This window comes from Vibrio sp. OPT20, from assembly GCF_963889365.1.
GTDB lineage: Bacteria > Pseudomonadota > Gammaproteobacteria > Enterobacterales > Vibrionaceae > Vibrio > Vibrio splendidus.
Window position 1 is genome coordinate 821,606 of the sequence record NZ_CAWPOA010000031.1, and the last position, 15,059, is coordinate 836,664.

The following is a 15,059-nucleotide window of genomic DNA, read 5'->3' on the forward strand; positions in this document are numbered from 1 at the left end:
CGTATAGTGACCAACTTGTTTGACTCAGTGTCATTTCTCAAGACAGTAACAGAACAGCCCGGCGTTTATCGTATGTATAACGCCGAGGCTGTTGTTATCTACGTCGGTAAAGCAAAGAACCTCAAAAAACGCCTTTCCAGTTATTTCCGTAAAAAAGTCGACAGTGAAAAAACGCGCGCTTTAGTTAGCAATATCGACAAAATCGATGTCACTGTGACGCATACAGAAACAGAAGCTCTTATCCTTGAGCATAACTACATCAAGCAGTATCTACCGAAATACAACGTACTTCTGCGCGATGATAAGTCGTATCCCTATATTTTTATTAGTGGTCACAAACATCCTCGTTTGTCGATGCATCGTGGTGCTAAGAAGAAAAAGGGAGAGTACTTTGGTCCTTATCCTGATTCCGGCGCTGTGCGTGAGACGTTGCACCTAATACAGAAAATCTTTCCTGCTCGTCAGTGTGAAGATACGGTTTATGCCAACAGAACGCGCCCGTGTTTGATGTATCAGATTGGTCGTTGTGCTGCGCCTTGTGTTAGCTCAATTATCTCTGATGAAGAGTACAGCGAGCTTATCGACTACGTTCGTTTATTCCTGCAAGGGAAAGACAAGCTAGTTCTTGAGACACTCATCGACAAAATGGACAAGGCAAGCCAAGAGCTTCGCTTTGAGCAAGCTGCTGCTTTCCGTGACCAGATCCAAGCGATTCGACGCGTGCAAGAGCAACAGTACGTATCTGACGACTCAATGGAAGATATGGACGTGTTAGGTTTTGCTCAAGAAAATGGCGTGGCTTGTATTCACATCTTGATGATTCGCCAAGGAAAGGTTTTAGGCAGTAGAAGCCATTTCCCGAAAATTCCAAACAATACGGTGCGAGAGGAAGTCTTTTCGAGCTTTTTAAGCCAATACTATCTTGCACATAATGAAGCGAGAACCATCCCAACTCGTCTCATCCTTAATGCTGATTTGATGGACGATGTCACACCGATTCAAGAAGCCTTGTGTGAAGTTGCGGGTCGTAAGATCCACTTCAATACCAATCCTTCTGGAACTCGTGGTCGCTACCTTAAACTGTCTAACACCAATGCATTAACAGCCATTACCACCAAGATTAATCACAAGATGACGATCAATCAGCGCTTTAAGGAGCTTCAAGAAGTGCTGTCGATGGACGTTATCAAACGCATGGAATGTTTCGATATCAGTCACACCATGGGTGAAAGTACGATTGCATCTTGCGTGGTCTTCAATCAAGAAGGGCCAGTTAAACCGGAATACCGTCGTTACAACATCACAGGTATTACCGGTGGTGATGACTACGCTGCAATGGCTCAGGCGCTTGAGAGACGCTATTCAAAACAACTCGATGTCGACAAGATCCCAGACATCATTTTTATCGATGGCGGTAAAGGTCAGTTGAATCGTGCCCATGAGATCATTTCCAAATATTGGGGTGATTGGCCGTTTCGACCAAGAATGATGGGTATTGCGAAAGGGGTAACACGTAAACCCGGTTTGGAAACCTTGGTGACCCTTGAAGGTGAAGAGTTTAATTTACCAAGTGATGCGCCAGCACTGCACCTTATCCAACATATTCGTGATGAAAGCCATAATCATGCGATTGCAGGGCATAGAGCAAAACGTGGTAAAACGCGTAGAACCAGTGCGCTTGAAGGAATTGAAGGGGTAGGGCCTAAGCGCCGTCAATCTTTGCTGAAATATATGGGTGGCTTACAAGAACTTAAGCGTGCAACTGTCGAAGAAATAGCCAAAGTACCGGGCATTAGTCATTCTTTGGCAGAAAACATTTATCAAGCATTGAAACAATAGTAAAAATCCCGCACCATTAAAGCGCAATTAATAAGAGCCCAATAATATGCGTTTGAATATACCTAACATTTTGTCCTTACTGAGACTATTTTTGATCCCAGTATTCGTTGTTGTTTTTTACCTACCTTACCAATGGGCTCCTTTTGCTGCTGCAATGGTGTTTTGGGTAGCGGGTTTTACTGACTGGCTAGATGGCATGCTGGCTCGTAAACTCGGGCAAACGTCTCGCTTCGGTGCCTTTATTGACCCTGTGGCGGATAAAGTGCTGGTTGCTACGGCTCTTATCTTGATGACTGAGCATTACCATTCGATTTGGATAACGATTCCAGCGGTTACCATGATCGCTCGTGAAATTATTATTTCGGCGCTTCGTGAATGGATGGCTGAAATCGGTAAACGTGCAAGCGTTGCGGTATCTTGGGTTGGTAAAGTCAAAACCGTTTCTCAGATGTTCGCTCTTTGGGTACTGATCTGGCGATACGACGACTGGATGGTGTGGGTAGGTTACATTGCGCTCTATGTTGCAACCGTTCTTACATACTGGTCAATGGCGCAATACTTGATGGCTGCCAAAGACGATTTGTTAGACGAAAAACATCATTGATGAAGAAGCGAGCTGAGGCTCGCTTTTTTGATCTTTAACCTAAGGTTAAGTTATCAATAGTGGATATCTAATGTGATATAGATCGCCTTTGAATGGCCTGTCCACAAAGTCCTTTGCACACAAAGTCAGCTATTTAGCCTGTTTCGTATGAAATCTATTCAAACGAATTAAAAATACAAAAATAATATTGACTCAATCCTCTGAATCCGTAGAATGCATCCCGTACCCAAGAGGATGGCAATAAGCGATTCGATTGGAGCTACTAAGGCGCCTTGGCAGAGTGGCTATGCAGCGGATTGCAAATCCGTGGACCTCGGTTCGACTCCGGGAGGCGCCTCCATTATCTCTTTCGTTTAGAAGAGTAATGAAAATGCGATACTAGCTCAGTTGGTAGAGCGCAACCTTGCCAAGGTTGAGGTCATCGGTTCGAACCCGATGTATCGCTCCAAAATTTGTAATGTTGATTGGCGTCAGCATTAAGATGGTGTTTTACTTTTCAGTAATCGGCATCGCAATAAAGAATTGCGTGCCCTGGTGGTGGAATTGGTAGACACAAGGGATTTAAAATCCCTCGGCGTTCGCGCTGTGCCGGTTCAAGTCCGGCCCGGGGCACCATCTATTAAAGTCTACGTCTTAACGGATGTAGCAAATGCGATACTAGCTCAGTTGGTAGAGCGCAACCTTGCCAAGGTTGAGGTCATCGGTTCGAACCCGATGTATCGCTCCAAATTAAAAAGCCCGAACAGAAATGTTCGGGCTTTTTGGTTTCTGTTGTTCAGCTTTTTCTGGTCTCACATTTTTCCTATTTGATTCCCCTGGTTAGACGGTGGGTAAAATATTGAAATTCTCATACCTTTAACTTCGTTTTAAAAGCAAGATTCCCTATGAACTCGTTCCTCGTGCTAGGGAATGACGAAAGGCGCCACAGCCTCAAAGCCATCACTAACACCGCCTGTATACACACGTCGTCATCCTCGGGCATGAGGAACGAATGAACCGAGGATCTCCTTACCTAAAAAATAAGTTGACGATATTTTCGGCAATTTTTGAATCACGGCTGCTATTTACTAAGCTATTATTGAAAACTATTGATCGTTCATTTCACTTTATGTTACTTTCCCGCGCAATCTCGGAATGGCGATGCTCAAAAAGAGCCGTGATTGCTTCTGGGGGATACGCGTAGTGACCATTCTTGCTGATTGGGACATTACGTAGGGTAGGTATCGGCTAATCCTTTAGCTGATAGACGGGATACTTATGGCGCAATTCGCCATGCTAATGGGAAACCCAACATTGAATACACTAATAACAACATTGCTAATCAGCTCTGCATTTCCAAAAGGGCCAGTTCTTCATAGCTGTCCGATACTGCACAAATGTCCAATCCTTCAAAACAGTAGCATTACTGAACCTTGAGCTCACGCTAACTAATTTTTGCTGTCCTAAGACGGCCTAATTTCGTATTCGTCATTTGACTTATGCGAGCGTACAGCTATATCTCATTTCTAGACAATACGCGTGTTTCACTATGAATTCTCTCTAAATCAATAGAGGGGCGGTGTGCAATTGCGTTTGATGGAGGTGAGTATGAACACATTCAAGGGGACTTTTATGACTACCGCCTTTGAAGTCGATATTAATAATATCGCAAATTCATTTTCAACTATGGTTCCTATCGTTGAGGGAACTTACGACCTAACACCTGACGCTATTTTGCTTGAGCAAGAACAGCATGAGTCGGATGTACGCTCTTACCCAAGACGCCTGCCTATTGCTATTAAACGAGCATGCGGTGTTTTAGTTGAAGATACTCGTGGCCAACTCTTTCTCGATTGCTTAGCCGGTGCTGGTACACTTTCTTTGGGTTACAACCACCCTGAAATCAACCAAGCACTTAAAGATCAACTCGATTCTGGTTTGCCATACCAAACACTTGATATTACGACTCAAGCAAAAGAGACGTTTATCAAGCGAGTTAAAGCTTTTCTCCCTCAAGACTTTTCAACTAACTCTGTTCTTCAATTCTGTGGTCCATCTGGCGCTGATGCTGTGGAAGCGGCTATCAAGCTAGCCAAGCAAACAACAGGTCGTAACACCATGTTTGCTTTCCGTGGTGCTTACCATGGCATGACTAACGGCACCATGGGCATGATGGGTAACCTCGGAACTAAAGAGCGTCGTAGCGGCTTGATGTCTGACGTACATTTCATGCCTTTCCCATACAACCTTCGCTGCCCGTTTGGCATTGGTGGTGAAGCAGGTGCCAACGCGAGCATTCGTTATATCGAACGTATGTTGAATGACGACGAATCCGGCATCATGAAACCAGCAGCGATGATCGTTGAGCCTGTACAAGGTGAGGGCGGTGTGATTCCAGCTCCTGCATCTTGGCTACAAGGCTTGCGTCGCATCTGTGATGAACACGGCATCCTACTGATCTTTGATGAAATTCAGTGTGGTGTGGGTAAAACCGGTCATCGCTTTGCGTTTGAAGAGTCAGGCGTTAACCCTGATATCTTATGTTTGTCTAAAGCGATTGGTGGCGGACTGCCTATGTCGCTGCTTGTATTCGATAAGAGTATTGATACTTGGAAAGCGGGTGAGCACACCGGCACATTCCGTGGTAATCAGTTGGCAATGGTGTCTGGCGCTAAAGCGTTGGAAATCATCGAGCGAGATGGCTTAGTTGAGCACGCAAACATTGCTGGCCAATACTTACGTCACGGGCTTGAGAAAATTCAAGCACGCGTGAACTGTATTGCTGAAGTTCGTGGTAAAGGCCTGATGCTTGGCGCTGAGATCAAAAAACCAAATGGTGAGCTTAACAAGTTTGGCGAACCACAATCAGACGGCGAATTAACCCTAGCGATTCAACGAGCAGCATTAGAGCGCGGCTTGATGGTTGAAAAGGGCGGCCGTGATGGTTCGGTAATTCGTTTCCTTCCACCTATGATTATCTCTTTTGAGCAGATCGACTTTGCATTGCGCGTGATGGAAGAAGCGATCATCGCAGCGGGTGGTGGTTTACAACAAGACCAAACACAAAGCGAAGAATCGAATCAGGAATGGAACAAGCATTTCATCCAGACAGGTTTAGGCGGTAGCGACGAATTCGCTAACGTGATGAACCAAACCACTCAAGCGATGAAAACCGTTTTTGAACAAGTTGAAACCCCTTATTCAGGTTTAGACCCTAAAGTGCTAGAAGCTGCCATCAATGCTGTCGATCTCGATAACAACCAGCACGCTCTGGTTGATGTTGTGGATAGCACGGCTGACTTAGTCGCAGCGAACTCTATCTTCGTGCAGCACCCAGACTGTATTGCACACCTTCACACTCCTCCTCTTATGGCTTCTGTTGCTGCGGAATCCATTATCGCGGCGTTGAATCAATCAATGGATTCATGGGACCAAGCATCTGCAGCGACTTATGTTGAACAACGAGTCGTGGATTGGATGTGTGAGAAATACCAACTTGGCGATCAAGCTGATGGTGTTTTCACCAGTGGCGGCACGCAAAGTAACTTAATGGGTTTATTGCTTGCGAGAGACTGGGTTGCCGATAAGCACGATGGCCACTCGATTCAAAAGTTAGGTTTGCCAGAGTACGCGAGCAAACTGCGTATCTTATGTTCAAAAAAATCTCACTTCACGGTTCAAAAATCTGCCTCTTTAATGGGATTAGGCGAAGCGGCAGTGTGCTGTCTTGATACCAATGCAAACGGCACGATCAAGCCGGACTTGCTAGACGCAGAAGTGAAAGCACTTAAAGCACAAGATCTGATTCCTTTTGCTGTTGTCGGTACTGCGGGTACAACCGATCATGGTGCTATTGATGACCTGGAAGCTATAGCTGATATCGCCAACCAACAAGATCTTTGGTTCCATGTCGACAGTGCTTACGGTGGCGCGCTTATCTTAAGTAGTCATAAAGCTCGTCTGAAAGGCATCGAAAAAGCGGACTCAGTGAGCGTTGATTTCCACAAGTTGTTCTTCCAAACAATCAGCTGTGGTGCTGTGCTTCTCAAAGACAGAGTAAACTTTAAGTACCTACTGCATCACGCAGACTACTTAAACCGTGAACACGATGAACTGCCGAATCTAGTCGATAAGTCTATCGCTACCACCAAGCGTTTCGATGCACTGAAAGTCTTCATGACGATGCAAAGCGTTGGGCCAAAGCAACTGGGTGATATGTACGATCATCTCCTAGAGCAGACGCTTGAGGTTGCCGACCTGATTCAGAAGCATGATGATTTTGAACTTCTTGCTGAGCCGTCACTTTCGACTGTGCTGTTCCGTTCGGTGCCTAGCAATGGGCAATCAGCAAACAGCGCTATGGATTTGGACAAACTGAATCAAACGTTAAGACTGGAAGCGCTGACTCGTGGTGTTGCCGTGCTTGGCGAAACGGTCGTTGATGGTAAAAGTGCGCTGAAATTCACTATCTTGAATCCGTGCTTAACGACATCAGATTTCAAATCTCTAATTAACAAAATTCAAACTTTAGCTATTGAGCTAGCAGAACAACAAGGGTAATTAAAACTATGGCTATTCTACAAATTGGTGCAGGCGGCGTCGGTTGGGTTGTTGCACATAAAGCAGCACAAAATAACGAAGTACTGGGTGATATCACGATCGCTTCTCGCACAATCGCGAAGTGTGAAAAAATCATCGAATCTATCAAGGGCAAAAACAACCTTAAAGATTCAACTAAGAAACTAGAAGCACGTTCAGTAGACGCTGACGATGTTGATGCGCTTGTTGCTTTGATTAAAGAAGTTAAGCCGGATCTAGTGATCAACGCTGGTCCTCCTTGGGTAAACATGGCGATCATGGAAGCGTGTTATCAATCTAAAGTCTCTTACCTAGATACATCGGTAGCAGTTGACCTATGTTCTGAAGGCCAACAAGTACCACAAGCCTACGATTGGCAATGGGGTTACCGTGAGAAGTTCGCTGAAGCGGGCATCACAGGTATTCTTGGTGCGGGTTTCGATCCTGGTGTGGTATCAATCTTTGCGGCGTACGCTGTTAAGCACTTGTTCGATGAGATTGACTCAATTGACGTGATGGACGTAAACGCTGGCGATCACGGCAAGAAGTTTGCGACAAACTTTGACCCAGAAACCAACATGCTTGAGATCCAAGGCGATTCTTTCTACTGGGAAAATGAAGAGTGGAAGCAAGTACCTTGTCACTCTCGTATGCTTGAGTTTGAATTCCCGAACTGTGGTTCTCACAAAGTGTACTCAATGGCACACGATGAAGTTCGTTCAATGAAAGAGTTCATCCCAGCTAAGCGTATCGAATTTTGGATGGGCTTCGGCGATGCATACCTGAACTACTTCAACTGCATGCGTGATATCGGCCTTCTAAGCCCTGATCCGCTAACACTGCACGATGGCACTGTGGTTCAGCCTCTACATGTTCTTAAAGCACTGCTACCAGATCCAACATCTCTAGCTCCGGGTTACACAGGTTTAACGTGTATCGGCACTTGGGTTCAAGGTAAGAAAGACGGTAAAGAGCGCAGCGTGTTCATCTACAATAACGCAGACCACGAAGTGGCTTACGAAGACGTAGAGCACCAAGCGATCTCTTACACAACAGGTGTTCCAGCAATTACCGCTGCACTTCAGTTCTTCCGTGGCGAGTGGGCTGATAAAGGCGTATTCAACATGGAACAGCTAAACCCAGACCCGTTCCTAGCAACCATGCCGGAAATCGGTCTAGATTGGCACGTTCAAGAGTTAGAGCCTAAAGCTGGCTTACCTCTGATCCATACTTTTAAGTAATTCTTGCTCTTTGCCCTTGTCGCGTTGTCCATCGTGCTCATTTACGTTCGTAAACTCCGCGCGATGTCCTAGCGACAAGGGCAAAGCTCTGCGAATTCCATTCAAAGTCATATGATTGACGAGAACGTATAATTACAAGCCGATGCTGTTGCGTTGGCTTTGTTCGATTATCATGTGCCTTCGTGAACTCGAGGGCCGCAAGGTATTAACATGCAAAACAACGAACTAAAAACGCCTTATTTCATGATCAACGAAGACAAGTTGATTGCGAATTTAGAGATAGCCAAGCAGCTGAAAGAGATTTCAGGTGTGAAGTTGGTATTGGCACTCAAGTGTTTCTCGACATGGGGTGTGTTTGACATCATCAAACCTTACCTCGATGGCACGACAAGCTCTGGTCCATACGAAGTGAAACTTGGCCATGAAACTTTCGGTGGTGAAACGCATGCTTACAGTGTGGGTTACAGCGAAGATGACGTGAGAGAAGTTGCCGATATCTGCGACAAGATGATCTTCAACTCGCAAAGCCAATTCGCAGCGTACCGTCATATTGTTGAAGGCAAAGCGTCGCTGGGTTTACGTCTGAATCCGGGTGTAAGCTACGCAGGGCAAGACTTGGCAAACCCTGCGCGTCAATTCTCGCGTTTGGGTGTGCAAGCTGACCACATCAAACCAGAAATCTTCGATGAGATTAATGGTGTAATGTTTCACATGAACTGTGAGAACAAAGACGTTGATGCGTTTATCGGCCTACTTGATTCAATCTCAGAACAGTTTGGTGAGCATTTAGATAAATTGGACTGGGTGAGTATGGGCGGTGGTGTGTTCTTCACATGGCCGGGCTATGACATTGAAAAGCTTGGTCTTGCGCTAAAAGCCTTCTCTGAAAAGCACGGCGTGCAGATGTACCTTGAGCCGGGTGAAGCCATCATCACTAAAACAACTGACTTGGTTGTGACAGTGGTTGATATCGTAGAGAACGTGAAGAAAACCGCTATTGTGGATTCAGCTACCGAGGCACACCGCCTTGATACGCTTATCTATAATGAACCAGCATCGGTATTAGAAGCGTCTGAAAATGGTAGTCATGACTATGTGATTGGTTCATGTTCATGCTTGGCTGGCGACCAGTTCTGCGAAGCGAGTTTTGATGAGCCGCTGAAAATTGGTCAAAAGCTGCATCTGTTGGACAGTGCTGGTTACACTATGGTGAAACTGAACTGGTTCAACGGCCTTAAAATGCCTTCAATCTACTGCGAGCGCAGCAATGGCGACGTTCAAAAGCTGAATGAGTTTGGCTATGAAGACTTTAAACGTTCTCTGTCACAGTGGTCAGTTAAGTAACTGAGTTATAGCTTTAGAACAATAAAAAGAGCAGCCGATAAGCTGCTCTTTTTGTTTTTAGATAACTGTTACCAGAGAAAAGAGTAAGGATAGAAGTGAAGTGCTATCCGTTAGCTCTCTATCATCACACGAGTATCTTCGCTCAGTGTTTCTAGTTCATTTACTACGTCATCAATCAAAACTTCAATTGGCAGCTTAACGGCAATCTTGGAAGTAAATAGGCTTGAGCTAACGCCACCGCCGCCAGCGATGAAGACTCGGTGGCAATCCATATCAAGAATGCTGATCCCTTGTCTGTCCAATACATGTGTCACTTCGTTGACGATACCGGCTCTGTCGTTAGAGTCGAGTCTTAGGTGATGGATTGTGTCTTGAGCATTGTGCGTATGATCTGAATCGACAAACTGTACGATGAGATCTGGATTGGCGCTGAAAGCTTCTTTGACAATCGATTCGTTGATGGCTGGAAGTTGAACCTTAAGTACGCCTGCGACTTGGTCTTCAATAAAATTCACTTTACTGATGAGCCATTTGCCGTCGTTTTCGTGAGTAACCGCAGCAAGTTGTTTGATTGTTGCTGGTGATGCTTTTCCGATAAAGTTTACGATAAATGTACTGTTCATATCAGCCCCCAAAGTTTCAATGATTCGTTGCTAATTAAATGTTTGATATCACGCGATAAAGTTCTTTAATTTCAGTGTAGAAGTTTACATCGAACAATGTTTGACCTATGTCAATTTTTGAAACTAAGCTGTGATGTAAAAAAAGAGAATGAAGAGTAGGGCACAAAAAAAGCGGCTAGAGAGCCGCTTTTTAGAAGAGTTGTCGCTTTTATTAGGAATGCAGTAACTTGAAATTCATAGACTGAAAGACGATTTAGAACGTTACTTTAAAGTTCATACCAACAAATTGAGAATCGTATCGTGCGCCAGCATCGTAGGCGAATCGAGCGGCGTCTTGGTTATCCCACCAAGGGTTAGTATTCAGATTAACTTCTGCGTCACCACCCCATGCATCACTTACCCAGTAGTGGATATGGCCAACAGGGTTAAGGAAGAACAACGAAACATCACCCATGGTTTGAGAGCCCATCACTTCGCCACCTGAAGCAACGATGTCTTGTTCTGCTTCTAGCATCATTTCACCGACAACCGCACCAAAGAATGGTGTGATGAAGAGATCTTGCCATGAAGGTACTTCAGCAAACGCTTCTACGCCATATTCCCAGAAGAAGGTCGACATTGTCCAAGAGTATAAGAAAGACTCAAACTCGTCGTAACCTGCATGTCGAGCTGCCGTATAGTAAACACCACCGAAATACGGGTGCATCACGTAGTTTAGGAAGTGTTCGTCACGGTCCCATACTGGGCCTTCGGAAACGTTATCTTTCCATTTTTTACCTAGTGCGCTGATATCACGTTGGTCATCATCCCACTTAGTGATACTTTCAGGTAAAAGAGTCATTAGACCAACGGTTGCGACACTTAGGCCAAGAATTGTGTAGGTTTGACCCATTAAGTAATCCCAATCTTTGCCATCGCTGACAGTAAGGTAGATTGGTTGCTTATCGATCGTTAGATCGTACTGATCACTTGATTCGCTTAGTGCATAGTTCTTGCTAGGCTTGTAGGTGTACAAGCTTTCATTAACACAGTAATCTTGAGCACATTCATCCGAGTAAGAAAGGTTGATTGGCTGGTCGAAGTCGTATTGGCTTGCAACCGAGTTAACTGACATTAGCATTGAAAATGCAGCAGTAACCTTCGTTAGTAACGGTGATTTGGCCACAAGGGTCTCCATGAGAAGTTAAGAATTGATCAGAGTCACAATTATCTATTAAATGCCTGATTTAGGGAACTAATAATTTATTGCTTTTCCTAAGAAAACCTTAGATTTAACATTATTAATATTTGTGAAAAGATGAAATGTCTCAAACTCAACCATAGACCAGTTTGTAAATAATGCAGTGTCTTTTTATGACTACAAAGGATAGAAATATGACGAAAATCGCAATGTTAAGCACTGGTGAAGAAGTTCTTCATGGGGACATTGTAGACACAAACGCAGCTTGGATGTCTGCTGAGTTTTATCAGCACGGTTTTGCCCTAGCGAAACGTTCGACTGTGGGTGACCAAATGAATGCTCTAGTTGAAGAACTGTTGATGCTGAGTTTTAACTATGATGTGGTTATCGTTAATGGTGGTTTAGGACCGACAACTGATGATATGAGTGCGGCTGCGGCTGCGACGGCTTCAGAGCAGAAACTCGTCATGTTCCCTGAATGGCTAACTCGTATGGAAGAGATGTTTTCTGGACGTGGTATGCCGATGCCGGACAGCAACCTTAAACAAGCTTTGTTGCCAGCGAGTTCAGAGATTGTCGATAACCCTGTGGGCACGGCTTGCGGCTTCAAACTGAAAATCAACGATGCGACTTTCTATTTCACTCCGGGTGTCCCGAGTGAATTCAAACGCATGGTCACGTTTGAGATCATTCCCGATTTGTCGCGTACTTACCCTCAAGTGGTTGCCTCTGAATGCAGTCGACTGTTTACGTTTGGTTTGTCTGAATCCGGTATCTCCGATGTTTTGGACCAATTAAAGCTGCCTGAAGGTTATGAGTTGGGTTACCGTTCTTATCTGCCGTTCATTGAGGTCAAACTGTTTGGTCCTAAGGCAGACTTAGAAACTCGCGTTAAGTTGCTGCAAATGGTTTACAAGCTGCTAGAAAGTAATGTCGTTAGTGTTGATGAGCCTATGATTGATCATATTGGACACATCATGGCTGAGAAAAAGAAGACGTTATCTGTGTCTGAAGTGTCGACCAAAGGCGCATTGTCAGCGTGGCTGCAATTGAATGAGCAGGTTGAAGATTGCTTCGGGCATTCGTGGGTGATGGCTGAGCCAAAAGAGAGTGAACTTGAGAAGAGCGATCCATTAGCTGCAACCTTTGCTCTGGCTGGCGCAACAAGAGAGAAGTGCGGTACTGAGCTAGCTTTGGTGACTGGCAAGTTAGAAGGCAACACATTCAGCGTTGCATTGTCGACCGAAGCGGGAGAATGGGGCCAGGTGCTTGAATTTTATCGTCAGTACTCACGCGAAGACCAACGTAACGTGATCAAGACCGTTGCCGCCGATATGCTGAGAAGACACCTAGACAACAAACCGATGTTTGGTACTTACTCTTCGGTTAAGCGATTGAAAGACATGTTTATTCCAGCGGCTATTATTAAATAAGTATTTAGGCGAGCTAACCAAGACTGTACTAAAAACGCGAGAAAAAACGGAATAAAAAGGCCCAACATCTAAATAGGTGTTGGGCCTTTTGTTTATCTAGCCTTCTAGATAACCAAACAAGCAGCGTTGTTTACACGTAACTCATGTCTGTAAGAACTTGATTACAAACCGCTTGTCATATGTAGACTATAGAACAAACCACGGCCGATTAACTCTGAAGCCAAGAACAGTACCAATGCTAAGCCTAGGTTTACTGGGTTCACTTTTGCTTTGTTCAGCATCGGTAGAATCCAAACTAGCAAGCTTGCCATCAGCAGTGCCACTTGAAGAATCACATAGCTGCCTAAACCGTCAACCAACTCAGACGCTTTAGCTACTGAAGTTTGGATGTCACCGATTAGGTTCAGTTTTCCTACTGTCACAATCAAGCTAATAGCAACGGCAATAACAGCCAGCATCGTGATGTTGCGGTCAACGGTAAAGCGGCTGTCGTTGGCGAATACAATCACGAACTGAGACAGCAGCAAGCCGCCCACAACCATCGTCATGATGAAGCTCAGTGGTGTGTAGATGTTGTCCCACGTCGGTACAGTGTTGATCATGTATACGTTGATCATTGCGTACATGAAGATAACACCCAACACCATCGCGCCAACCATCAGTGCTTTCTGGATAGCAACGCCACCTTTCTTAAGCACAGACAATAGCCATTGCAGGCCACCGACAGCGAAGAATGCCGCACCGAAGAACACTTCGTTAGACAACCAAGCAGAGCCTAGTTGGTTAAAGGCATTAAACGCGCGCAGTGGAGAACCAAGGTGCGTTGTCGAGAACATGAAGCCAAGACCCATTAGTGCCCACAGAATGAACATTGGAACCTTGTAGCTGTTCAGCTTCTCTTCGTCATGACCAAGTACCAGTGCACGTGCGCCAATCAGTAAGTAACCACCAACCGCAGTTTGCGCCAGCACAGTAAAGAAGATTAAAGACCACTCATGAAAAATCATCTTACACCTCCTTCGGGTTTGCTAGGTGACCACTGGTATCGCCAGTCGGCTTCGCGTTTTTGTTCAGCTTAATCACGATGTTCGGTAGCGTTTCTGTTGAAGATGGCAGTGGAGCCACATCCGCACCAGAGCCGTACTTCTCGCGAAGTGTATTGATTTCGCCAAACTCCAACGCGCGAAGTGGGCAAGACTCAACACAGATAGGCTGTTTGCCTTCAGAAACACGTTGGTAACAACCATCGCATTTAGTCATGTGACCTTTCTTAGCATTGTATTGTGGTGCGCCGTAAGGACAGGCATTGCTACAGTGCTGACAACCAATACATACGCTCTCATCAACCACAACCAAACCGTCTTCATCACGTTTGTGCATCGCGCCCGAAGGACACACTTTCACACACGCTGGGTTAGTACAGTGGTTACAAGCGATAGAAAGGTAGTAAGAAAAGACATCTTTCTGAACCCAGGTATCACCATCTTGAGTGAAGCCACCACCTGCGTATTCGTATACGCGACGGTAGTTCGTTTTGATGTCTAGATCGTTATAATCTTTACAAGCAAGCTGACAGGTTTTACAACCCGTGCATTTACTTGAATCAATGTAAAAGCCGTATTGTTTCATTCCAACCTACCTTATGCTTTGTTTAGCGTTTTGATTTGAACTAGGTTTGTATGCTGAGGGTTACCCTTAGCAAGTGGGCTCGGGCGCTGAGTCGTCAGCACGTTAATAGAGCCTGCATGGTCGATCTTCTGACCATCTGGTGCGTACCATGCACCTTCGCCTAGTGCGACAACTCGAGGAAGAATCCTAGGTGTCACTTTCGCTGGAATGTGTACTTCGCCACGGTCGTTGAAAATACTGACCATGTCGCCATTTTTAATACCGCGCTCTTGAGCATCAATCGGGTTGATCCACAACTCTTGCGGTGCTGCTGCTTTGATTTCAGCAACGTTGCCGTAAGTCGAGTGAGTACGAGCCTTGTAGTGGAAACCGGTTAGCTGAAGTGGGTATTTTTCTGCTAGTGGATCGTTATGGCCTTCAAAAGAATCCGCGTAAATCGGAAGTGGGTGAATCACTTCGTCTTCTTTCAGCTTCCAAGTCTTCGCGATATCAGCCAGTTGCTCCGAGTAGATCTCGATCTTGCCACTTGGTGTGGTCAGTGGGTTCGCTTCTGGATCTTTACGGAAGTCTTCGTAAGCAATGTAGTGGTGGTCGTAGCTACGTTTGTAG

The 15,059-nt window shown here is 45.2% G+C and carries 11 protein-coding genes and 4 tRNA genes; 10 read left to right on the forward strand and 5 right to left on the reverse strand.

From position 1 onward, the window contains the following. The first annotated feature begins 6 nt into the window (after nucleotides 1–6). From uvrC to nspC, 9 genes are all read left to right on the forward strand, one after another. Nucleotides 7–1,839: an excinuclease ABC subunit UvrC gene (gene uvrC, locus AACR09_RS04840; RefSeq protein WP_017091775.1), complete on the forward strand. Its 1,833-nt coding sequence runs from the start codon at nucleotides 7–9 to the stop codon at nucleotides 1,837–1,839. A 46-nt stretch (nucleotides 1,840–1,885) separates the two neighbouring features. Next, nucleotides 1,886–2,443 carry a CDP-diacylglycerol--glycerol-3-phosphate 3-phosphatidyltransferase gene (pgsA, locus tag AACR09_RS04845; protein WP_017078221.1) on the forward strand — a complete coding sequence of 186 codons (558 nt, stop codon included), beginning with the start codon at nucleotides 1,886–1,888 and terminating at the stop codon, nucleotides 2,441–2,443. A gap of 266 nt (nucleotides 2,444–2,709) precedes the next feature. Next, nucleotides 2,710–2,783: transfer RNA gene (locus AACR09_RS04850), tRNA-Cys, on the forward strand. Nucleotides 2,784–2,815: 32 nt separating this feature from the next. Continuing rightward, nucleotides 2,816–2,891: transfer RNA gene (locus tag AACR09_RS04855), tRNA-Gly, on the forward strand. An 80-nt stretch (nucleotides 2,892–2,971) separates the two neighbouring features. Continuing rightward, nucleotides 2,972–3,058, forward strand: a tRNA-Leu gene (locus AACR09_RS04860). A gap of 36 nt (nucleotides 3,059–3,094) precedes the next feature. Further along, a tRNA-Gly gene (locus AACR09_RS04865) sits at nucleotides 3,095–3,170 on the forward strand. Nucleotides 3,171–4,030: 860 nt separating this feature from the next. Next, nucleotides 4,031–6,982: a pyridoxal phosphate-dependent class III aminotransferase gene (locus AACR09_RS04870; RefSeq protein ID WP_193836079.1), complete on the forward strand. Its 2,952-nt coding sequence runs from the start codon at nucleotides 4,031–4,033 to the stop codon at nucleotides 6,980–6,982. A gap of 8 nt (nucleotides 6,983–6,990) precedes the next feature. Continuing rightward, a complete protein-coding gene (locus AACR09_RS04875) occupies nucleotides 6,991–8,241 on the forward strand; it encodes a carboxynorspermidine synthase (RefSeq protein WP_193836080.1) in 1,251 nt (416 codons plus the stop codon). 210 nt (nucleotides 8,242–8,451) lie between these two features. After that, the gene (gene nspC, locus AACR09_RS04880; RefSeq protein WP_017083900.1) at nucleotides 8,452–9,585 is read left to right on the forward strand and encodes a carboxynorspermidine decarboxylase; all 1,134 of its coding nucleotides are present in this window, start codon (nucleotides 8,452–8,454) and stop codon (nucleotides 9,583–9,585) included. A gap of 110 nt (nucleotides 9,586–9,695) precedes the next feature. Here the strand turns inward: nspC and AACR09_RS04885 are convergent, their stop codons facing one another. Both AACR09_RS04885 and AACR09_RS04890 read right to left on the reverse strand, forming a co-directional pair. After that, the gene (locus AACR09_RS04885) at nucleotides 9,696–10,208 is read right to left on the reverse strand and encodes a glycine cleavage system protein R (protein WP_004733356.1); all 513 of its coding nucleotides are present in this window, start codon (nucleotides 10,206–10,208) and stop codon (nucleotides 9,696–9,698) included. A gap of 253 nt (nucleotides 10,209–10,461) precedes the next feature. After that, a complete protein-coding gene (locus tag AACR09_RS04890; protein WP_017083899.1) occupies nucleotides 10,462–11,373 on the reverse strand; it encodes a DUF3943 domain-containing protein in 912 nt (303 codons plus the stop codon). A 209-nt stretch (nucleotides 11,374–11,582) separates the two neighbouring features. Here AACR09_RS04890 and AACR09_RS04895 point away from each other — a divergent pair, with 209 nt between their 5' ends. Continuing rightward, nucleotides 11,583–12,821 (forward strand): CinA family nicotinamide mononucleotide deamidase-related protein, encoded by a 1,239-nt coding sequence (locus AACR09_RS04895; RefSeq protein ID WP_065681536.1) that lies wholly within the window; start codon nucleotides 11,583–11,585, stop codon nucleotides 12,819–12,821. Between the two features lie 161 nt (nucleotides 12,822–12,982). Here AACR09_RS04895 and AACR09_RS04900 read toward each other — a convergent pair whose 3' ends face one another. The 3 genes from AACR09_RS04900 to AACR09_RS04910 all read right to left on the reverse strand — a co-directional run. Next, nucleotides 12,983–13,828, reverse strand: a complete 846-nt coding sequence (locus AACR09_RS04900) for a dimethyl sulfoxide reductase anchor subunit family protein (RefSeq protein ID WP_017091586.1) — start codon at nucleotides 13,826–13,828, stop codon at nucleotides 12,983–12,985. Nucleotide 13,829: 1 nt separating this feature from the next. Beyond that, a complete protein-coding gene (locus tag AACR09_RS04905) occupies nucleotides 13,830–14,450 on the reverse strand; it encodes a DMSO/selenate family reductase complex B subunit (protein WP_004733360.1) in 621 nt (206 codons plus the stop codon). 11 nt (nucleotides 14,451–14,461) lie between these two features. Then, nucleotides 14,462–15,059 (reverse strand): molybdopterin dinucleotide binding domain-containing protein (locus tag AACR09_RS04910; RefSeq protein ID WP_322621724.1); only part of this gene is annotated, 598 nt, incomplete at its 5' end.